Origin of the sequence: Saccharobesus litoralis (assembly GCF_003063625.1) — a bacterium.
Lineage (GTDB): Bacteria > Pseudomonadota > Gammaproteobacteria > Enterobacterales > Alteromonadaceae > Saccharobesus > Saccharobesus litoralis.
Map to the genome: position 1 here is coordinate 3782870 of NZ_CP026604.1, position 22268 is coordinate 3805137.

Below are 22268 nucleotides of genomic sequence, written 5' to 3' on the forward strand. Positions count from 1 at the left end.
ATATAATCATTGTATCTCATTTACAAAATGACAACAATTATTTTTAAGCAAGAAAGTGATACTTTGTGTAACTTAACATTGAAGTCACACCATTAGGTTAGTCGTTGATAAATAATTTATCTGAAATTGATTTAGTTGATATATAGTCAAAGCGATCAGGTTTTAGGGGCAGGTTTCTAGTTCCAGACGAAACCTAAGTACCTACATCCATGTAGGCAAAGCCGTCAAGCTTCGAATCCCCATGAGCATATGCTCTATTATGTGATTGGGGTTGCCTAAAGGGATTTAGGTAGTAGGACGACGCAGGAGCCAAAGTCGAGAGTAAGCGCAGACAATGAACCATAAGACCTGAGCGAGAAGACTATAAATAAGAGGAACAAACATGTCAGAGCGTAATCGCTATTGTTTAGCTGTAGATTTAAATGATGATGAGCAGCTTATCGCTGAATATATTGAATACCATAAGCCTGAAAATGCGTGGCCGCAAATAACGCAAAATATGCGTGAGTTGGGCATTTTAGATATGGAAATTTATTTACTAGGTGATCGGCTATTTATGATCATGGAAACCACTCCAGAGTTTGATCCAAACCAAGCGCCATTAACCGAAGAAGGGCGTTTGAAATCAGAAGAATGGGAACAGTTAATGTGGAAATATCAAAAACCACTCAAGTGGGCAAAACCGGGAGAAAAATGGGTCAAAATGGAAAAAATATACGATTTGAAAAACGCGCTTTAATATTTAACCATTCGATTTAGCATAAACCTACAACGAATTAAAACCTAAAATAAGATAAATGGTTTACGCCATGAGGAAAGCGTGCATTTAACAATATAAGTGAACGCTTTCGCCGTGGCATTGAGATGATTTTGCATGCAATTGGTTCGTATATATTTCGTCTCTAGGCTTTAATTATTAGTTGTAGGTTTCATGTAAACTCAACTGTATTCTATTGTGGGATACCTTTTTGTTTTCGCATGAAAAAATAAAAAATAATACATACGTATGAGATTTTATTTTAGCAGTAGAAATACTTATATTGGGCTGTCCAGCTCTTGTTAAAAAAATGTATTCTTATACAAATAATAATAAAAATTGTGATTTCGCATACGCAACGCTAACGACACAAATAAAGAAGAGACAATGAACAACAAATTATTTTACTCAGCATTATTAACTACGTTTGTCGCGTTCAATGCGGCCGCTAAAGATAAAAAAATTGATCCCAAATGGACTGAGCAATGGGACCCAGAGCCAAGAGTTGTTGAACCAGGCCCTGTTCCGTCTGATGCGATAGTGTTATTTGATGGCACCAATATGGATGCTTGGCAACATGGTAATGGTGATCCAGTTAAATGGACCATAGAAGATGGGGCAGTGACCGTACTACCTAAATCTAAAGGCATTAAAACCAAACAAAAATTTTGTGATATGCAATTGCATATTGAGTGGCGATCACCTGAAAAAGTGAAAAATAAATCAGGTCAAGGCCTAGGTAATAGTGGCATATTTTTACAAAGCAGATACGAAGTTCAAATTTTAAATTCATACCAAAATCGTACCTATGCCAATGGTCAAGCCGGCGCTATTTATAAACAAACCCCACCGTTAGTTAACGCGATGAAGCCGACAGGTGAATGGCAGACTTATGATATTTTATATCAAGCGCCGCGCTTTGATGATGATGGTGATTTGATTAAAAAAGCACATGTTACTGTGCTCCACAATGGCATAGTTATTCAAAACCATACCGAGATCCAAGGACCCACTCTGTACCGAGGCATACCCCAGTATAAAGCCCATGGCTGTGAATCATTTTACTTGCAAGACCATAGCGATAAAGTGAGCTTCCGTAATATTTGGGTGCGCGAGCTTTAATTAATGTTTAAGTTTAAAGCTTATCAATTTTTTACATTTAATATATGGTGTGCACTTTATAAATATGTTACAAAGTAACAATTCATATATGAATGTGACGATTAACTCAATTTTTCGCTAGGATAGCGGCTGTTTTTAATCAGTCTGATAGGAGAGCGCGTTTGAGGCGCTCTTGTTTTTTTATACCTTAGATATACGTGACCATTTTTAGTCGAGATCTTTAGTCGAGGTTACTATGACAAAAGCCAATGTTTATTCTCATGCGGCATTCGATCCCCACACCGCTTTTCACATTCAGCAAAAGTTTACAGTTAGTTTTGACTATCCAGTTATTTTTACGCGAGACGCTTTTAGTCCAGACAATCAAGGGCTAGCTAAGTTAATCGACAACCTTGATGAACAGCCGAAAATTTTACCTGTTATTGATTCCGAGGTAGATAAATGTCATCCACTGTTGACCGAGCAAATTGAAAGTTACTTTGACTCAATTGACATCGAGGTATTGCCATACATAGTCATTGACGGTGGCGAAGCTTGTAAAAATGATCCGCAATTAACGGATACCATTTATGCTGCAGTTGAGGAGCACGCAATTGACAGGCATTCGTATATTTTAGTGATAGGTGGTGGGGCGGTTGTTGATGCTGTTGGTTATGCGGCTGCAACTGCGCATCGTGGCATTCGATTAATTCGCATGCCTTCAACCGTATTAGGGCAAAATGACGCTGGAGTCGGTGTTAAAAATGCGATTAATTATCACAAACGTAAAAACTATTTAGGAACTTTTGTCCCGCCACATGCTGTCGTTAACGACTTTTCGTTGCTCCAAACCTTGTCAGTTCGTGATAAGCGCGCAGGTATTGCCGAGGCAATTAAAGTTGCGTTGATTAAAGATAGCCACTTTTTTGATGAACTGTATCAACAGCGAAATGCATTAGCTCTCTTTGAAAATAGCGCGATGGAAAATATGATTATTAAAGGCGCTAAGTGGCATCTAAATCATATAGCGACTAATGGTGATCCGTTTGAGTACGGGTCAGCTCGGCCACTCGATTTTGGCCATTGGTCGGCGCACAAATTAGAAGAGCTATCAAACAGTGATTTACGTCACGGTGAAGCGGTGGCTATCGGTATTGCGATGGACAGCATTTATTCACACAAAGCCGGACATTTAGCCGAACAGGATATGCGAAAAATACTCGATCTATTGATTGAGTTAGGCTTTGATCTTCAGCATCCTGCATTAGCTAAACTTAATGTTGAGCAAGCCCTTAATGAGTTTAAAGAGCATTTAGGTGGGCGCCTATGTATTACTTTATTAAGTGAGTTAGGCACAGGCTTTGAAGTGAATACAATCGATAGCCAAATGATGTGTGAATCAATTGCTTATTTAACCGATTACATCACTTAAACTTGCTGACATAATGAATGTGAAAATCCAATCCTATATTCAGCTGTTACGCCTACCTAATGGCATTACAGCTGTCTCTAATATTTTAGCCGCGGGCGTCATTGTAAGCGCAGGCCAACTTCCTACTTCAATTGTCTTTTTATGTCTGGCCAGTTTATTTATCTATTACGCGGGAATGATCTTTAATGATTGTTTTGATGTTAAAGAAGATGCGCAAGATAGACCAGACAGACCTATTCCTAGTGGCAACATCAAACTATCAAGCGCTTGGTTATTGGCCAGTGGATTGATGGTGTTGGGTGTGATTATTTCTAGTTTTGTTAGCCTTATTGCACTTTATGCCGCTATCGGATTGAGCATTTTGGTTTTGTTGTACGATGGTGTTGTTAAACAAGGCTTATTCGGCGCGTTGACAATGGGAGCCTGCCGATATGCCAACTGGCTGTTAGGCGCGGCAATTGTCGCAAGTAGCATTAGTTCAGGTTTGGGGTGGATTATTGCATTACCCATTGGCTTTTATATTGCGGGTTTAACCTTTTTGAGTAAGCAAGAAGTGGATGCGGCAAATGTGAAAGCAATAAATATTACGGCTTTACTGCTATTTTTTAGCTTACTGTCTGTACTTTTTATTATTTGGACTCAGCTAGAAAGTCCCAATTGGCAGTGCTTAGTATTGAGCTTGGCGACGTTGGGGCTAGCCTCTCCTTTAGTCCAGCGGACAATAGCCGTTAAACGAGACTTTACCCCGCAAAATATTCAACGCATGATAGGTTGGATGATTATTGCCATTATTCCGTTTGACGCGTTTATGGTGGCGCTATTTGGCCATTACGGTTGGGCAGTCGCAATTTTATTACTTTTACCTTTATGTCGCTGGCTTAGTCGCTATGCTTATATGACTTAACTTAAATCGTTTATCCTAATTGTCATTATGTTAAAAATCCGTTTAGAGCAGATCTACAAACATTGTACTGAACAACAAAAAAGCTGGCTTAATAAAGCGCTACAGACTTTAGATAGCACGGAAGATGTTGAAAACGACATATTAAATTTGTCGGTTGTGGTCAAACGAAAATTTGGCGAGGGAGTTTGCCCATTAGAGGGTTTTAGCCACTTTAATCTAGCTGAATTTATTCGTTTGCTATTATTAAATCAGTGTCAAAATATGCCTATTGCACTGTTGGCTAAACATTATTATCAGTTTGGTGATGAAACAGAAAAATGCGCATTACTTAAAGGTTTACCCTATATTGATGAGTGCGGCAGTGCCGTACAAACGGCCATTAAAGCTTGCCGTTGTAATAGCTTGGTTGAATTTTCAGCAATCGCGTTAAGTAATCCTTATCCTGCTCAGTTTTTTCCGGAACTTAACTTTAATCAATTAGTCTTAAAGTCCTTGTTTATGGGGCTGGAAATTAGCCAAATACACTCAATAGAACAAAGACTTAACGCAAAACTCAGTAATATGTGCTTTGCGTATGCGGTAGAACAAGCCTTGGCAGAGCGGAATTTACCCGCTTCCGTTTGGTTAGCGGTAACCCTTGATGAATTAGATGAAGACAATCGCAAACAATTTGAACAGTATGCAAAACATTACTATCAATTAGATGAGGCACATCGCCAGCAATTAGATAATTTAATCAGTCAGCAATCATTATCATTACAATTAAGCTAGCTGATATATGACTTAAGGAATAAAAATGAAATACGTTGATCCGCATATCCACATGTTTTCTCGCACGACCGATGATTATCAAAATATGGCGGCAGCAGGCATTGTCGCAGTCGTTGAACCAGCCTTTTGGTTAGGTCAACCACGTACCCAAATAGGTTCGTTCATTGATTATTTTGATACTTTGATCGGTTGGGAGCACTTTCGTGCGTCACAGTTCGGGATCCAACATTATTGTACTATGGGCTTAAACCCCAAAGAATCGAATGACATTGAATTGGCTGAAGCGGTAATGAAGATGCTGCCGCGTTATTGTCAAAAAGATAACGTAGTCGCTGTCGGTGAGATTGGTTACGACGATATGACACCTGCCGAGGACAGGTTTTTTGCTGAGCATTTAGAACTCGCAAAAGATCAAGAGTTGCCTGTGCTAGTGCACACACCACACCGTGACAAAGTTAATGGCACCAAGCGTACTATTGACGTTATCCGTGAAAGTGGTATCGCAGAAGAAATGGTTATTATTGACCATTTAAATGAACAAACTTTGCCTTTGGTATTAGAGACTGATTGTTGGCGCGGTCACAGTATTTATCCCAATACTAAAATGTCTGAACCAAGAATGGTTGCGCTGTTAAAAGAATACGGCTTGGAAAAAATGATTATTAATAGCGCCGCCGATTGGGGCATTAGTGATCCATTAAAAGTACCTAAAACGGCCCAAGCTATGTTAGAAGCCGGCTTTACAGAAAAAGAAGTTGAATTGGTAACATTTGAAAACCCAATCAACTTTTTTGCACAAAGTGGTCGTATTTCTCTCGACTCAGTTAAGAAAACGACCATTGACCAAACTAAAACGTACAAGGATAATCGGGTTACCCGAGGTCAAACGCCCATCGTCGAACAAGGTGACGATAGTTAATCAATGGTAAATACCCAAAATACACGCGGCTCTAGTTGGTCGCGTGAACAACTTACCTATTGTGCAAATGTGCATCCATGTATGCACCTAGCGCAGCAAAAACAAAACTTAGAGCTATGGTTTAAACAGGTTAGAGAACAACGGGATTTGCCTTTTATGGCAAGTGGTTTGTGGCTCTCTAATCCGTTAGCCAATGAAATCTTGTTGAATCGAGATAATTTAGCTTTCTTTAAAACCGCTTTAGCCAATAATGGTGTCAGTTTAACGACGTTAAACGGCTTTCCTTATGGCGATTTTCATGCAGATATAGTCAAAGACAAAGTGTACCTACCTGATTGGTCAGATCCGAAAAGGTTAAGGTATACAAAAAAACTGGCTGCTATTTTGGCAGAGTGTATGCCTAAAAATAGTAAGAACGGTACTATTTCTACTTTGCCATTAGGTTATAAACCGCATTGGGACCTTGCTAAGGGCATAGGCTCTTGTATACAACTGATAGAGTTAGCTCAATACCTGCAAGAATTAGAACAAAAAACAGGTAAACATATTGTCGTTTGTTTGGAAATGGAACCTGACTGCGTTTTAGAATCGACTAGTGAATTAATCGATTTCTTTGAACAGGACTTAATACCTCAAGCTGAGTTGTTAGGTGTTAGTAGTCAAGTGATTAAGCGTTATATTGGCTGTTGTGTTGATACTTGTCATCAAGCGGTTATGTATGAATCCTTGGCTGATAGTTTACAACAAATTACGACAGCCGGTATTACACTCGGCAAAATTCAAATTTCTAACGCGGTATTTGGTAAAATTAACAAAGCGAGTGATATTGCGGCGTTGTGCTCGACATTTAAAGATCCTAAGTTTATGCACCAATGTAAGCTAAGGTTGCCAGATGGCAATATAATCAGTGTAGCGGATTTAAATAAAACCGTGTTAACCACAACCTTTGTGCGCAATGTACAAGGATTTGATTGTACACTGCATTATCACGTGCCAATTCATTGTACTCATCTTAACTGCCGTGGTACCAACCATCAATTAGAAACGACCCAACATGCTATCTTAGATACGCTTGACTTTTTAGCGAATAATCCGGCTATTCGTCCTCATTTAGAAATAGAAACCTACACTTGGTTAAATTTATTAGCCGATGGTCAAAGCAAAGTGGCACAAACGGATCTCATTCAAGGGTTACTTGCCGAGTTTACTTGGCTAGAAAGCGCCATGTCTGATCGCAACCTGCTTAAACTTTAACGCTTTTTTAGTAATAGGAAGCTCTTTATGTCTAATCCTTTAGTCGTCATTAATGTCGTCGGGTTAAGTCCAAATATGTTGGGTGACAATACGCCCAACATCAATACACTTTTGGCTAAAGGTTACCAGCCAAATGCGATGAAAGAAGCGTTTCCAGCGGTCACGACCACAGCTCAAAGTGCCATGTTAACGGGAAAATATGCTGACGAACATGGTATTGTGGGTAATGGTTGGTATTTCAGCGATTTAGCAGAAGTAGGCTTTTGGAAGCAGGCTAATCAGTTAGTCCAAAGTGATAAAATTTGGGATAAATTAAAAGCGCAAAATGCCAACTTTAAAGTGTCTAAATTATTTTGGTGGTACAACATGTATGCCAATGTAGACGCTAGTATCACACCTCGACCTCATTACCTTGCTGATGGTGGTAAGATCTTTGATTTGTATTCTTCACCAGAAGGGTTGCATCAAGAAATTGAACAACAAATTGGGACGTTTCCGTTCTTTACATTTTGGGGCCCCAACGCAGGCATAGAATCGAGTCAATGGATAGCGCAAGCTGCGGTTAAAGAATTTGAGAAAAACAGTCCTGATTTACAGTTAATTTACCTGCCGCATTTAGATTATAACTTACAGCGCTTAGGGCCAAATGATCCTCAAATAGCCAATGATATTAAGGCGGTCGACAATGCGGTTGGTTTGATACTTGATGGACTAGCCTCATTCAATGTCGATTACTTAATTGTTTCAGAATACGGTATTACGGAAGTCAATCAAGCGGTCAATATTAATCAAATATTGCGTCAAGCCGGTTATATAAAAGTCAGAAAAACAGGCCCCTATGAAAACCTAGATTGCGGAGCGTCAGACGCGTTCGCCGTGGCGGATCATCAGGTTGCTCATGTATATATTAATGATAAATCTAAACAGGATGCGCTAAAGCAATTACTTATAAATACCACAGGTATCGAACAAGTATTAGATAAAAATGAGCAACAGGCGTTAAATATTTGTCATGAACGCAGTGGTGATTTGGTTGCTATATGTCAAGCAGATGCATGGTTTACCTATTATTTTTGGTTGGATGACAATGTCGCACCGGATTACGCCCGTACGGTAGATATTCACCGTAAGCCAGGGTATGACCCGCTTGAAATGTTTATTGATCCGAACATTGTCATGCCTAAACTTAAAGTGATAAGTAACGTAATTAAGAAAAAATTGGGTTTTCGTATGTTAATGGACGTGATCCCGCTTGAACCGTCTTTAATTAAAGGCAGCCACGGTAGACCGGTTGACGACCCTCAACATGGCCCTGTGTTAATATTGCCACCACGATTACAAAATGCTGAAAAAAATACGTCATATCAAATGACCGATGTATTTGATTTGATTTTTCAACATTTTCAATCATAAGCTTATGTTTGTTTAAGTTTTTATCACTAAAAAATTTAATATATAAAGCGACAAGACGATATAGAATGACAATAAGAGTAATGAATTTGATGCGTACGGCTAGATTTGAGCTGAATGCAGGATAAAAACAATCATGAGCCAATTCAAAGTTATATATTCGGGGCAATTTGAAGACACCGCAGATCGCAATAAACAGATCGCGGTGTTAGCTAAATTAACGGGTACAGACACCAAGAAAGCACAACTCATCTTAACGGCGGGTAAAAAGCTGCCAGTTAAAACCTTTACCAACTCCAACGATGCCAACAAATTAGTTAAGTTGTTAGCCAGCGTAGGGATCTTGGCCAGTGTTAGCTCCACAACCCATAAATCCGCTAGTTCTGAAAAATCATCAGATCCAGAGATCCAAAGCCTGCGTCAGCAAGTTAAATCGCTACAAAATGAAGTTGCAGATTTACGAGCGCAAATGGATAGTCTAAGTGAGTTTGTTGACGAATATGTACACAAAAAAGATTTTGATTTAGCCGAAGATAACGAGTTAGAAGATTTACTCGACTTTGACGATGACGAGTTGCCACATGCAACAACAAAAATGGCAGATTTGGACATGGATGCTGAACCGACGTTACTTTCTAAAGCATTACCTTGGATTATTATCGCAGGGGTTGTGATTTCAGTGGCGGCGGCGGCATGGCAATATCAAGACTTACTCGGATTTTAATGAAGGTATTTACCGTCAACGATAGATTTGCACTTTTAACAAAATTGTATAATAAATATATTTAACTGGTTAGTTTTCAGTTAATTAGCATGTATTTTTTATGACAATTAAATTTTTAGTTGAACTTTGCCCCCATAGCCTTTTAAACTGACCCCTAAGTTAGGCCTCACTATTTAAGCTACTGCATTGAATATATTAATAATTCTAAACTCGCTGAACCAAGTTCATGACTTAGAAAACAGCTTAAATTCTGTATCTCATTCGGTAACTCATGTTACTGATAGTACAGAGGCCATCAATTATTTAAAAAAACACCAAGTCGACTTAATTATTACTGAGATAGAAATTGGTAAAGTTGATGGTTGGCGTTTAAGCCGCCTTGTTCGCTCCGGTGTATTCCCGAGTCATGCGGAACTTCCCATTGTTGTTGTGGTTGATGATTACTGCGAGCGCTTAGCAGAGGCGACCGCGCGTTTATTCGATATTAACTATGTCACCTCTTATGCTGAATTAGGGCAAATCACTGACACGATAGAAGCGGTTCGTCGTGGCGAAGGTCAGCTCAATAAATTACAAAAAGTTCTTGTTATTGAAGACACACAAGACACTGCTGAGTTAGTAAAAAGGATGTTACGGCAAAATTTCGAGGTTGAAATTGCTGTAGATGGTGAAGCTGGGATAGCTCGTTTTCATCAAGAAGAATACGACATCGTATTACTTGATATCATGATGCCTGGTATGACAGGCGAGCAAGTGATTGAAGTTTTATTAGAGATTAATCCAAATCAGGTTGTCATTATCATGACAGCGCATGGCACGGTTGATTTGGCGGAAATGATGTTAGAGAAGGGCGCTACAGACTTTATTCAAAAACCGTTCAAAGCCGAACAGTTGCGCAAAGTCTGCGATATTGCGTCTAAGCGCGAAGATTTTGTTGTGAGTAATGCGCAGTTTGCCGCGCGCTCGGTAGAGTTACACGACCAACAGGAAAAATATCAATCTTTATCGAAAACTCATTATCGCATACTAGATAGTTTAAATACGGTTGTATTGGAATTGGATACAGAAGGGCGATTAAGCTTTTTAAACGCGGCTTGGCAACAGTGTATGTCCTATCCGGTATCGCAAAGTATTGGCCAATATTTATTATCCTATGTTGCTGTGTCTGAAGCCAACATGCGCCGCAATTTGGAACTCGATATACAAATGCTGATTTCAGAAAATCGTCGTAGTTTGTGTACCGAAGTGAAAATGACCCGCCGTAACAATCAATCTATTTGGTGTGAGCTCAATTTAAGTCCTTATTTTAATCAAGATGGTATTCTAGTCGGTTTAGCCGGTACGCTAGACGATATTTCTGAGCGCAAGAAAGTTGAACAGAATTTACAGTATGTCGCGGTGCACGACGCATTGACTGGGCTACATAATCGCTATTATTTTGAAAAAGAGTTAGAAAATACCGCTAAGGTTGCCCAAGAAAGCGATAAAACATTTCAGTTGCTTTACCTTGATTTGGACCATTTTAAAGTTATTAATGATTCACAAGGTCATCATCAGGGCGATTTGGTATTGCAAGAAATTGCCCGTATTTTGTCTAGTAAATTACGAAAAGAAGACATCTTGTGTCGCATTGGCGGTGACGAGTTCGTCTATATGCTTAGTTCAATGAACCAAGCACAAGCCACTGTATTTGCTCAAGAAATTTGTAATGCGATTGCCCAATCGCGTTTTCAGTACGGCGACAACGTATATAAAGTGAGTTGCAGTATTGGATTATCTGAGATTAACGGGCTACTGCACTCTGCCGATTTATATTTGCAGCGGGCAGACATCGCCATGTTTGCAGCTAAAAACAAAGGCCGTAACTGTGTCCATACCTATCGTGACGAAGATAAGTTAACCGATCAACTTAAGCAAGGATTTGAATGGGCACACAAGCTGCAGTTAGCTTTATTGGAAGACAATATTGAAATTCATTTCCAGCCAATTATTGATGTGAAAACGCGGGAAATTGAATATTACGAAGCACTTGTGCGGTTAATTGTTGAAGGTAAATTAGTTTATCCTGGGGAATTTATTCCATCGTTAGAAAAAGCAGAAGACATGAACCTGCTTGATCGCCACGTTATTGGCAAAACCTTTAGCATAATGCATAAATACCCTGCGGTTCGTAAAGTGGCAATTAACTTATCTGCTCAAGCCTTTGCCAACGAGTCCTTGCTGTCTTATATCGAAGAGAAATTAAACGAATACCAATTAAACCCAAGTCGCGTTATTTTTGAATTAACTGAAACCGATAGTTTAACCAATATTACAGCGACCCAGCGTACCGTTGCCAGTTTAAATCAATTAGGTTGTGCATTCTCCATTGATGACTTTGGTACCGGTTTTAGTACATTCTCCTACCTCAAACAGATACCTGCTACTAGTGTTAAAATTGACGGCTCGTTTGTAAAAGACATGCTGAATGATCCGATTGATGCGGCACTGGTTAAAGCCATACATGAAACCGCCAAAGCACTTAGTAAAAAAACCGTTGCAGAGTTTGTTGAAGACGAGGCAACCTTATTAGAGCTAGAGCAAGTCGGTGTTCATTACGCTCAAGGTTATCATATCAGCAAGCCCAAGCCAGTTGAGCAATTAGGCATAGTGGCAGAATCTAAATTATCTGCTTCTTGCGAGAGTGTTGATACATCAATGTAAACTATTTATCTGCGTGGTTTTGGGTTGTTAGTTTATCATTCTGTTTTTACTTAAAATATCAAAGCTTATCTGTTGTATTGCGTTGCGATTTTTGACATATTGCCCTTTAAATTGTCATGTTGAACAATATAAATAATGTCTTATTCCGACTCAGAGCGCGCCGCTTTTGCATCCGCAGTTATTGAAGATTACGCAGATCTCATTTTAGAATACTTACGCCAATTAGGTGTTGAGTATGTATTTGGCGTGCCCGGTGGTGCAATCGAGCCGTTATACAACGCATTGGCTCGTTCAGAAAGGCGAGGTGGGCCAAAAGCTATTATTGCTCGACATGAATGTGCCGCTGCCTTTATGGCTGATGGCTATTTTCGGGAAACCGGTAAGTTAGGCGTCGTTTGTTCTACAACCGGCCCAGGGGCAACTAATTTAATTACAGGTGTGGCTTCTGCCTCGGTAGATAAAACCTCAATGCTGGTGTTAACTGCGCAAACCGCGTTACCTAAATTTGGTAAAAGGGCGTTACAAGATTCAAGTGAAACTGCAATCGATACCGTGGGTATTTTCCGTAACTGTACGAAATTCAATGCGTTAATTTCACACCCCGAACAATTCGAGAGTAAATTAATATCTGCTTTAATGGAAGCTATGCAGTCGCCACGTGGGCCAGCTCATTTAAGCATTCCATCTGATATATTACGCCTTCCGTACGAAAATAAAGACCCAAATATACACGTTAATTATTTAATGATGCATACCTCGTTAGAGGACAAAATAGCGGTCGAGCAATTACTCGAAGAGTTAATGAATGTTAATCGGGTTGTTATTTTTGTCGGCCATGGCTGTGGTCGTGCCTATGGTCAAATTGAAGAATTAGCTGAGGCAATTAACGCGCCATTTGTGTCTGGGCCTATGGGTAAACGTTGGGTTAACGAAAGACATCCCTTATACAAAGGGGTTTATGGCTATGCGGGTCATGCATCGGCGCGGGAATTGTTTGAAAACCCTGATATTGAACTAATACTGGCAATGGGAACATCCATTACCGAAATGGGAATTGGTGGTTTATCTAGCAAAGTGCTTAATGAAAAATTAGTGCACATTGATTCGTCGGTTGAAAGTTTTAGTCGCTCTCCTATGGCCAAGCTACATGTGTGTGGCCACTTAGATGCCATTGTTACGCGTATGGTCAATAAAGTCACTCAGCAAAGTTGGCGTAGAACATGGAAAGGGATCAAATTAAAACCTAATCGAAATATCTTGCATGGTCACGCGGAACTAATTGAGCCAGAAAAATGTTTGTCAGACGAGGTACCGATTAAGCCACAAAGGCTAATGTACTACTTCAATCACAATATGCCTGCTAATACTCGCGTTTTTATTGATACAGGTAATATATGGGCGTGGGCCACTCATTATTTAGCAACAGAGTCGAACGAAGGTATATATCGTGTATCTATGGGATACGGCAGTATGGCTTGGGCGATTGGTGCAGTCATAGGCTCTCAATTTGGTAGCCTAAAAACGCCACACGTTTGTTTTGCAGGTGATGGTGCTTGGTTGATGAGTTCTCATGAAATTGGAGTGGCAGTTCAACATTCGTTACCCATCGTTTACGTCGTATTAAACGATTCGGCGTTTGGTATGATCCGTTATGGGCAGCAATTGAGCAATGCAGAATCAATTGGTTGGAAACTTAATGAAGTGAATTTTGCCGCTTTAGCTGAAGCGCAGGGGGCAAGAGGCATTATAGTCAAATCACCAGAGGATTTAGATAAGCTGAATTTAAACGAAATGTTTGAATCGAATATCCCGACCTTGTTAGATGTACGTATCGATCCTGAAGAAGTACCGCCTATGATGGCTAGGGTTAAAAGTTTAAACGATGGCAATCCTTCTGCGGCACCGGGTTATAAATAAAATGATACTAGTATTTGGTGTCTGTAATAATTTTTATACAATTGAAATGGAGAGGTTATTACTTGATAAGTTAAAACTATAAGTCGTTTTTTCAATGATAAATAGAAAATTAACATCATGGTGATGTTGCGAATTTGTAGTTTTTGATATTTAATCAAGTTATGCGTTTCTTTGTCGAAATTCATAATTGGAAAATTATAATAATATCAAATGGGTAGACTTATGAAGTTTAACGCTTTGTCTCTTGCAATTTTTATCTCTTTTTTTCAAACACCAGCTTTTTCTGCTAACACACTTGACCCCGCAGAAGATTATTTTGATGATTTTTACGGTGGTGACGATTTCGTCGAAATAGCAACAGGAATTGATACTCAAATTCATAAGGCACCCGCAGTCGCCAGTGTATTTACCTCTCGAGAAATTTCGGCTATGGGGGCGATGGACATTGATGACGTATTAGAGACTGTTCCAGGTTTGCACATAAACCGTTCTTACAACGCTTATCTCCCCGTGTATACTTTTAGGGGTATTCATAGTGCATATAACCCTCAGGTTTTGATGTTGGTAAATGGGGTACCTATTACAAATAACTTTTTGGGAAATCGTAATCAAGTTTGGGGCGGGATGCCATTGGAAGCAGTGGAACGAATAGAAGTTATTCGAGGTCCTGGCTCGGCAGTATATGGTGCTGATGCATTTGCTGGCGTAATAAACATAATTACCAAGTCGGCTTCAGATATTAAACGCAATAGTTTAGGTATTCGCGGTGGGCAATACTCTACCAATGATGCGTGGTTTCAAATCGCAAGTGAAGAACATGAAGTTAACTATGCTCTAACCGTTGAATACCATAAAACAGATGGCAATGACAAAATTATAGAAAGCGATGCGCAGTCTGTTTTTGACAATTTATTTTCTACTAACGCTTCCAACGCCCCCGGCGCTTTGAATCTAAGCACTACAAATTTAGATATTAGAGCGGAACTAGGGTATAAAAATTTAGGCCTTAGAATTGGTTTGCAAGAAAGAAAAAATAATGGAATAGGTGCTGGGTTAGCTGAGGCGTTAGATCCTGAAGCTAAACAGGCTAGTACACGTATCAATGCCGATTTAACCTATAGTTCAAAGTTAACCGAATATTTATCGCATGATGTTGTGCTAGCCTATTTCGATACTACACAAGAAGTAGAAAACCAATATCGTATTTATCCTCGAGGCTACAAAGATAGTTTTTTCGATGGAGTTTTTGAAAATGGTTTTATTGGCAACCCTGAAGTATATGAGCGTCACTATCGGGCTAATTGGACGGGGTTGTATTCAGGGTTAGAAGGCCATACTTTTCGCTTTGGTTTCGGGTTTCATCGAAGTGATTTATATAAAACAACAGAAACTAAAAACTTTGCAATAGGTCCTGGGCTGAATTTTGAACCGATTATTGAAAATGGAAATTTTGTTGGTGTAAGTAAAAATGAGCAATTAGGCGTTATTGATGTATCTGATACGCCATTTGAATTTTTACAAGAGACAAAACGAGATAACCGATATGTTTTTGTTCAAGATGTTTGGGCTTTAGCAAATGACTGGGAATTGACAGCAGGCGTCAGGCATGATGATTATTCAGATTTTGGAAGCACTACAAACCCTCGAATTGCTTTAGTTTGGTCAAGTTCATTAAACTTAAGTACTAAACTGCTTTACGGTAAAGCATTTAGGGCACCTTCATTTGCTGATAGAGGCAATCAAAATAATCCTGTTGCTGTGGGTAACCCCAATATTAAACCTGAAGAAATTGAATCGATTGAGTTATCTTTTGATTACCACCCAGATGATGGTGTAGGTGCAGTAGCAAGTTTTTATCATTATACATGGACAGATATAATTCAGTACGTACCCAATGGTAGTGCTAACGTAGCTCAAAATGAAGGTAAGCAAAAAGGTTATGGTGCCGAGTTAGAGCTGTATAGCAAGTTAAGTGAAAATGTTAAATTTTCAGGTAATTATGCTTATATCAATGCTGAAAATAAGCAGACAGGCCGAGAAGTCGCATTTACACCAAGTAACCAAGTGTATTTACAGTTAGATTGGAAGGCATCCGATTCTGTGGGCTTTCATGTTCGTAATAACTATGTGTCAGGTAGAAAAAGGCAGGTCGGTGATATTCGCAATGAGATAGATGACTATTGGATTACAGATTTAACGTTACAATGGCAACCAGATATGACGCCAGTAACGCTTAAAGTTATAGGGAAAAATATTTTCGATTCAGATGCGAGAGAGCCTTCAGCTACGACTCAATTTACAAATGGAGATGTTGCAGTTTATCTACAGAACGATTTACCGTTACCGGGCAGAGGCTTCTACGCTGAATTGAGGTACGAATTTTAAAAATTATGCCGCCTGCAGGCGGCATTTTTATATTCGCTATACAACTCAAGCTTAATGATTAAATTTAGTTTTATTGAGCTAACTGTAAGACACCATGTAATGACAAGTGAAAAAACAAAAAGAGATTTTGTCTATGCAGGCAAAGCTCAAACCTCTATTTTTCTTGAAAAGCCCTCCGATACTAATCCGTACATTAGTCAAACAAATTATCTTCAGGGATATAATTTAAAGGATTTGGTTGCTAAAAAATCCTTCAGTGAAACTTTGTTACTCATGTTTACCGGAGAGTTGCCAAATCAATCGCAAGCTAAATTATTGGAACGATTAATGATAGCGTTAATTGACTTAGGGCCAAGACATCCTGCAGTTAAAGCGAGTATGGTGGCAGGCGTTAGTAAAACCAACGCAGAGCATTTATTACCCATTGGCTTGTCGGTACTTGGCGGTGAAGCTAATGGTGCAAATGAAGTGGCAGCCTGTGTCGATTTTTTAACCCAATCTTATCAGTTACCACCCAAAGAGGTAGCTGCAAAGTTATTAGAAGAATTGGAACCCAAAGATATACAAGGTGAAGTTCATATATGCCCTGGTTTTGGTAATCAATATGGATCTATAGACGAGATGGCGGTCAGTTTGGTGAATGCTGTTTTTTGTGACCAGCAGTTAAACCAATCATTTAAATTTTATTCATGGGTTAAAACATTTTGTTTAGCGTTAGCGCCAGCAAATTTTAGTTGGCTTAAAACCGGATTAGCGGCAACCGTTTTTTGTGAGCTTGGTATTCCTGCACGTGAGTCCATAGGTTTATTTCAATTGCTATGCGCGCCTGGTATTTTCGCTCATGGTGTTGAGCAAACTCATAAACCTATTACTGCAATGCCTATTTTGAAAGATGAACAACACATTTATTCACCTGAGTAAAAGTAATTAATTATGGCCGATACAAAATACTGGGACGAAAGAAACCAAACAATTGTTAGTTCAGTTGGGCATTGGAGTGGTGGAAATGATGTCAATGTTCGTGGTTATTCTTTAATGAATGAGCTTATGGGCAATGTCTCATATCTACAATTGGTTATATTAAATGCTACAGGGAAATTTGTTGCTAGAAATATTGCCGATTGGTTGGAAGTCTGCTTTATGGGATTAAGTTATCCAGATAGTCGAATTTGGTGTAATCAGATTGCGGCGTATGCAGCAGATACTAATACATCAGTAGTTGCTTCTGCAACGAGTGCTATCTTGGCGGCAGATTCGAGAGCCTATGGTGGCAGTCAGGCAAGAAAGCTTAGCATGCAAGCTCAACTTGAAATGTATAAAAATTACAAAGAAGGTATCTCTCTAGGGCAAATAATAAAGAGTGTTAAATTTAAAAACGGTAAACCGATTATCGTTGGTTTTGCTAGGCCAATTGATAGAGATGATGAGCGTTTAAAACCGTTTTCTGATGTACAAAAGAAACTAGGTATAGAACAAGGTGAATATTTAAAATTTGCACTAAAACTTAGTCAGTACTTAAATGAACATTATCAATTGTCAATCAATTGTGGCGGTTATGCTTCTGCGTTTCTTTTAGATCATGGCTTTACACCAGAAGAGGGCTACAAAATTAACGCGTTTGCTGTAGTTAGTGGAGCTGTGGCTTGTTTTAACAATTTTGAAAAGCAATCTGCTAATTCATTTATTCCCATGAAATGCCAAGATATTGAGTATATTGGACGTGCTCCTAGAGCTATAGAGGAGTAATTGAAGTGTGTGGGATATTTGCAATATATTCACCGAATAAACCTGTAAATTATGCTCAGTTAAAGCCTGCTGTAGAAAGCTTAAATCACAGAGGCCCAGATAACTACAATGTATGGGTTTCCGCCCAAGCTAATGTTGGTTTAGCCCATGCCAGATTGAGTATTATTGATTTACATACAGGCCAACAACCCATATCGAACGTAGCAGAGAATTGTCATATAGTGGCCAATGGCGAGTTCTATGATTTTGAGCAAATAAGAGAAAGCCTACAAAAACGTGGAGCAGTTTTTAAAACTAAATCTGATTCTGAAATAGCACTACATGCCTATCAAATATTTGGTACTAAATGCTTACAGCAACTTAGAGGTGAGTTTGCATTTTGCATTTGGGATGAAAATAATCACACCTTGTTTGCTGCAAGAGATCGGTATGGTGTTAATCCCCTTTATTATACTTGGCATAATGGTCAGCTGTTTATCGGCTCTGAAGTAAAGTCACTGTTTGCTGCTGGTGTCCCTGCAATTTGGGATGAAGATAGCTATTACTCACGAGCATATTACTATCGCGACCGAAGCCTTTTTAAGAATATTCATCAAGTTCCACCGGGACACTTTCTTATGGCAACGCCAGGAGGGTTTAGAATTCAGAAATATTGGGATATTGACTTTCCTGTTAGTGGGGATGAATTGAATATTTCTGATGAGGATGCGATTGAGCAATTACGGTCTTTACTTTTTGATTCAGTAAATACGCGTTTAAGATCTGATGTGCCCGTTGGTGTCTATCTTAGTGGAGGTGTTGATTCTTGTGCTGTTCTTGGATTAGCAAGTCAGTTAACAAATCAGCCTATTGACTCATTCACTCTTTCATTTGACCAGCGAGATTATGATGAAGGCGCAATAGCCAGAAGAATGGCGGATAAGGCTGAATCAAACCATCATGAAATTAAAATTAGTCAGGATGATATTGCAGATCATTTTATAGATTCAATTCGTTTTAGTGAAAATGTTTGTATGAATCCGCATGGTGTTGCTAAGTATTTACTTAGTAAATATGTTTCAAACTTAGGCTTTAAAGTTGTCTTAACAGGTGAAGGGGCAGATGAGGTTTTCGCTGGTTACTCAACTTTTCGTAATGACGTACTTAAAAATCAAACTTCTGCTCAAAACAGGAGTAGAGAGCTATCGCAATCAAATAGAGTTACATCTGGCTTGGAATTCAGTAGAGAAGAAGGTGATACTTCCTATATTGAGAATATATTAGGAAATGTTCCTAGCTGGCTTCCGCCTTTAGTTGGTATGTATCGTCAAGCAGAGTCGTTGTTTCGTCACTCGAATAAGTACTCTGCTGAGTCAAGTGTTGTTCAATTCTTAAATCATTTAGATCTGACAAAAGTTACAAATCGCCATCCTGTACATCAGGCTATGTATTCAATCTCGAAAGCTTTGTTACCTAACTACGTTTTAATGACACTTGGTGATCGCATGGAAATGGCACACTCTTTGGAAGGTCGGGTACCATTTTTAGATCACAAAGTGGCTGAGTTTGTAAATCAGCTACCAGTCAATTTGAAAATACGAAATGGACAAGAAAAGTATATATTACGAGAGGCTGTTAAACCTTATATCACTGCGGAAGTTTATAAACGCCAAAAGCACCCATTTTTTGCGCCACCCAGTGTTTTGGTACCTGAAGCAAAATTTCATCAGCTTGTTCAAGATACATTACGTTCCACTGAATTTACGGCTGTACCTTTTTTTGAACAAGGTAAAGTAATTAACTATTTAGATACAGTTTCAAAACTTGATCCTGAAAGCTGGCCATTGGCAGAAGCGACATTGATGGAGTTAATGAGTTTGTATGCGTTACAACATCATTTTAAGCTATCTGTTGCTTAACTTTACTTTATCGATAGGAAAACTAACTGTAAATATAAAACCTTTACTATGCTCACGTTTAACTTTGAGTGTCCTTTGTTAGGTTGAGAAGTTTATGTTGATAATTAATGGCAGCGATGCTTAGGGTAATCATAAGAGATAACTGCATATGAAATCGAGAGCATTAACATTAGCAATACTGCTGTCTAATTCTAACTACGTCTTAGCTGATAACGATGACTTGGATGAATTTGGTGAGTTCTACGGTGGTGATCAGTTCATTGAGATTGCGACTGGTTTAAAAACCCAAATCCATAAAGCTCCCGCAGTGGCTAGTGTTTTTACTGCTGAGCAAATCAAAGCCATGGGGGCAATTGATATTGATGATGTGCTTGAGACTGTCCCAGGGTTGCATATCAGTCGTTTATCTGATGCTTATCAACCCATATATACTTTTCGTGGTGTGCATAGCTCTTATAACTCTCAAGTTTTGATGCTTATCAATGGTGTACCCATTACCAATATATTTACAGGAAATAGAAATAATATTTGGGGCGGAATGCCTGTTGAATCTATTGCTCGTATTGAAATTATGCGCGGCCCTGGTTCTGCGGTTTATGGTGCCGATGCTTTTGCAGGCGTGATAAATATCATGACTAAAAGCTCACAAGATATAAAAAGCAATGAATTTTCCGCTAGAGCAGGGAGCTTTAATAGTACTCATGGTTGGATGACGGTTAGTGATTCAATCGACGATCTTTCTTATTCTGCAACATTTGAATCTCATAAAACGAACGGCCCAGACAATATTATTGAGTCTGATGCTCAAAGCTTGCTTGATGCATTAACATCAACACTGGATGTACCGACAACAAATGCATCTTTAGCCCCTGGAAAAATAAATTTGGGTGCTGAAAATACTGATATTAGATTAGAAGTCCTATACAAAGACTTAAAAGTCCGCGCTGGCATGCAAAGGCGTGATAATGTGGGTTCTGGAGCTGGACTCGCTGAGGCGCTAGACCCTGAAGCAAAATTAAAAAGCACCAGAATAAATTTTGACATCAATTATCATGGCAAGGTAGATGACGAGCTATCTTTTGATACTCAATTGGCCTTTTTTAAAACAAGTTCTGAAATAAAAAATCAATATACTTTGTATCCAGCAGGATCTGATTCTGGTTTTGATAGTTTAGGGTTGGCTAATGCTTTAGGTTTACCTTCTGGTATTCGTTATCCTGAAGCTGTACGTGCAACACCAGAGGTATTTGAAAAGCACACAAGATTAAATATTACAGGCTTGTATTCAGGGCTAACTGAACACGCTATTAGATTTGGAGCGGGTTATCACCTTGCCGATTTGTACAAAGTAAAGGAGAGCAAAAACTTTGGTATTGACGGCAATGGTAATCCTATTTCCGCAGTTGGTCCATTGACCGATGTGTCTGATACTGATGCTGTTTTTATTAGAGAAACAGAACGGTCTAATTTTTACTTGTTTGCACAAGATGTTTGGGCATTTGCGGCCGATTGGGAACTAACCGCTGGCGTACGTTATGATGATTATGATGACTTTGGATCAACGGTTAATCCAAGGCTAGCAATGGTTTGGGCTACAAGTCTAAATTTATCAACCAAGTTATTGTACGGTAAAGCGTTTAGAGCACCTTCGTTTACAGATTTGGGTGCAAAAGGTAATCCTGTTGCTTTGGGTAATGCTAATTTATCGCCAGAAGAAATGGAGACGATTGAATTAGTCGTAGATTACCATGCCGATAATGGCCTAGGGGTTGTATGGAATATTTATAGTTATGAATGGCGTGATATTATTATTTATCGGCCGGTAGCTGATGCTATTATTCCTACCAAAGTTGCTCAAAACTATGGCCGTCAAACCGCATTTGGAACAGAGGTCGAAGTTAATTGGAAGGCATCAGACAATATAGCTTTGCGGGCTAATATTGCATATACCCAACCTGAGAACGATCTAACGGGGCAAAATGTACCATTTATACCTGAGCAGCAATTTTATGCTCAGTTAGATTGGAAAATTTCAAATAACTTATCTTTTAATTTAAAAAATAACTATGTTTCACAACGTAAAAGGGACAAGTTGGATCCAAGAGCGAATATTGATGATTATTGGATCACTGATTTTAAATTAAGTTGGAGTCCTGCTGAATTACCCATTGAATTAGCTATGATTGGAAGAAATATTTTCGATGTTGATGCTAGAGAACCATCAATCAATAATAATGGAAGTGTCAACTTACCTAACGATTTACCTTTAGCGGGGCGCAATTTATTTGGTGAAATTCGCTTTAAATTCTAACTAAGTCTATTTTTACGAAAATGCTGAGTTTGTATA

At 39.0% G+C, this 22268-nt stretch carries 16 protein-coding genes; all 16 read left to right on the top strand.

All coding sequences use genetic code 11. The features are described 5' to 3' along the window. The first annotated feature begins 382 nt into the window (after positions 1–382). Positions 383–739 carry an L-rhamnose mutarotase gene (locus C2869_RS13620; RefSeq protein ID WP_108603460.1) on the top strand — a complete coding sequence of 119 codons (357 nt, stop codon included), beginning with the start codon at positions 383–385 and terminating at the stop codon, positions 737–739. 405 nt (positions 740–1144) lie between these two features. Next, positions 1145–1879 carry a 3-keto-disaccharide hydrolase gene (locus tag C2869_RS13625; protein ID WP_108603461.1) on the top strand — a complete coding sequence of 245 codons (735 nt, stop codon included), beginning with the start codon at positions 1145–1147 and terminating at the stop codon, positions 1877–1879. Between the two features lie 235 nt (positions 1880–2114). Further along, entirely contained in the window at positions 2115–3290 is a 1176-nt protein-coding gene (locus C2869_RS13630) for a 3-dehydroquinate synthase (RefSeq protein WP_108603462.1), read from the top strand. A gap of 13 nt (positions 3291–3303) precedes the next feature. Next, on the top strand, positions 3304–4194 hold the full coding sequence (locus C2869_RS13635; RefSeq protein WP_108603463.1) for a UbiA family prenyltransferase: 891 nt from the start codon (positions 3304–3306) through the stop codon (positions 4192–4194). A 27-nt stretch (positions 4195–4221) separates the two neighbouring features. After that, on the top strand, positions 4222–4965 hold the full coding sequence (locus C2869_RS13640) for an EboA domain-containing protein (RefSeq protein WP_108603464.1): 744 nt from the start codon (positions 4222–4224) through the stop codon (positions 4963–4965). A 25-nt stretch (positions 4966–4990) separates the two neighbouring features. Beyond that, positions 4991–5884 carry a TatD family hydrolase gene (locus tag C2869_RS13645; protein WP_108603465.1) on the top strand — a complete coding sequence of 298 codons (894 nt, stop codon included), beginning with the start codon at positions 4991–4993 and terminating at the stop codon, positions 5882–5884. Positions 5885–5887: 3 nt separating this feature from the next. Then, on the top strand, positions 5888–7138 hold the full coding sequence (eboE, locus tag C2869_RS13650; protein WP_108603466.1) for a metabolite traffic protein EboE: 1251 nt from the start codon (positions 5888–5890) through the stop codon (positions 7136–7138). Between the two features lie 27 nt (positions 7139–7165). Further along, a complete protein-coding gene (locus C2869_RS13655) occupies positions 7166–8551 on the top strand; it encodes an alkaline phosphatase family protein (protein WP_108603467.1) in 1386 nt (461 codons plus the stop codon). 133 nt (positions 8552–8684) lie between these two features. Continuing rightward, the gene (locus C2869_RS13660) at positions 8685–9272 is read left to right on the top strand and encodes a hypothetical protein (protein ID WP_108603468.1); all 588 of its coding nucleotides are present in this window, start codon (positions 8685–8687) and stop codon (positions 9270–9272) included. Positions 9273–9458: 186 nt separating this feature from the next. Then, on the top strand, positions 9459–11975 hold the full coding sequence (locus tag C2869_RS13665) for an EAL domain-containing protein (RefSeq protein WP_108603469.1): 2517 nt from the start codon (positions 9459–9461) through the stop codon (positions 11973–11975). 135 nt (positions 11976–12110) lie between these two features. Then, positions 12111–13892, top strand: a complete 1782-nt coding sequence (locus C2869_RS13670) for a thiamine pyrophosphate-binding protein (RefSeq protein WP_108603470.1) — start codon at positions 12111–12113, stop codon at positions 13890–13892. A gap of 222 nt (positions 13893–14114) precedes the next feature. Next, positions 14115–16277 carry a TonB-dependent receptor plug domain-containing protein gene (locus C2869_RS13675; RefSeq protein WP_159084170.1) on the top strand — a complete coding sequence of 721 codons (2163 nt, stop codon included), beginning with the start codon at positions 14115–14117 and terminating at the stop codon, positions 16275–16277. Between the two features lie 99 nt (positions 16278–16376). Further along, positions 16377–17198: a citrate synthase family protein gene (locus C2869_RS13680; RefSeq protein WP_159084171.1), complete on the top strand. Its 822-nt coding sequence runs from the start codon at positions 16377–16379 to the stop codon at positions 17196–17198. 12 nt (positions 17199–17210) lie between these two features. After that, positions 17211–18023 (top strand): hypothetical protein, encoded by an 813-nt coding sequence (locus C2869_RS13685; protein WP_108603473.1) that lies wholly within the window; start codon positions 17211–17213, stop codon positions 18021–18023. Between the two features lie 5 nt (positions 18024–18028). Further along, positions 18029–19921, top strand: a complete 1893-nt coding sequence (gene asnB / locus C2869_RS13690) for an asparagine synthase (glutamine-hydrolyzing) (protein ID WP_108603474.1) — start codon at positions 18029–18031, stop codon at positions 19919–19921. 148 nt (positions 19922–20069) lie between these two features. After that, on the top strand, positions 20070–22232 hold the full coding sequence (locus tag C2869_RS13695; protein ID WP_108603475.1) for a TonB-dependent receptor plug domain-containing protein: 2163 nt from the start codon (positions 20070–20072) through the stop codon (positions 22230–22232). The last annotated feature ends 36 nt before the right edge of the window (positions 22233–22268 follow it).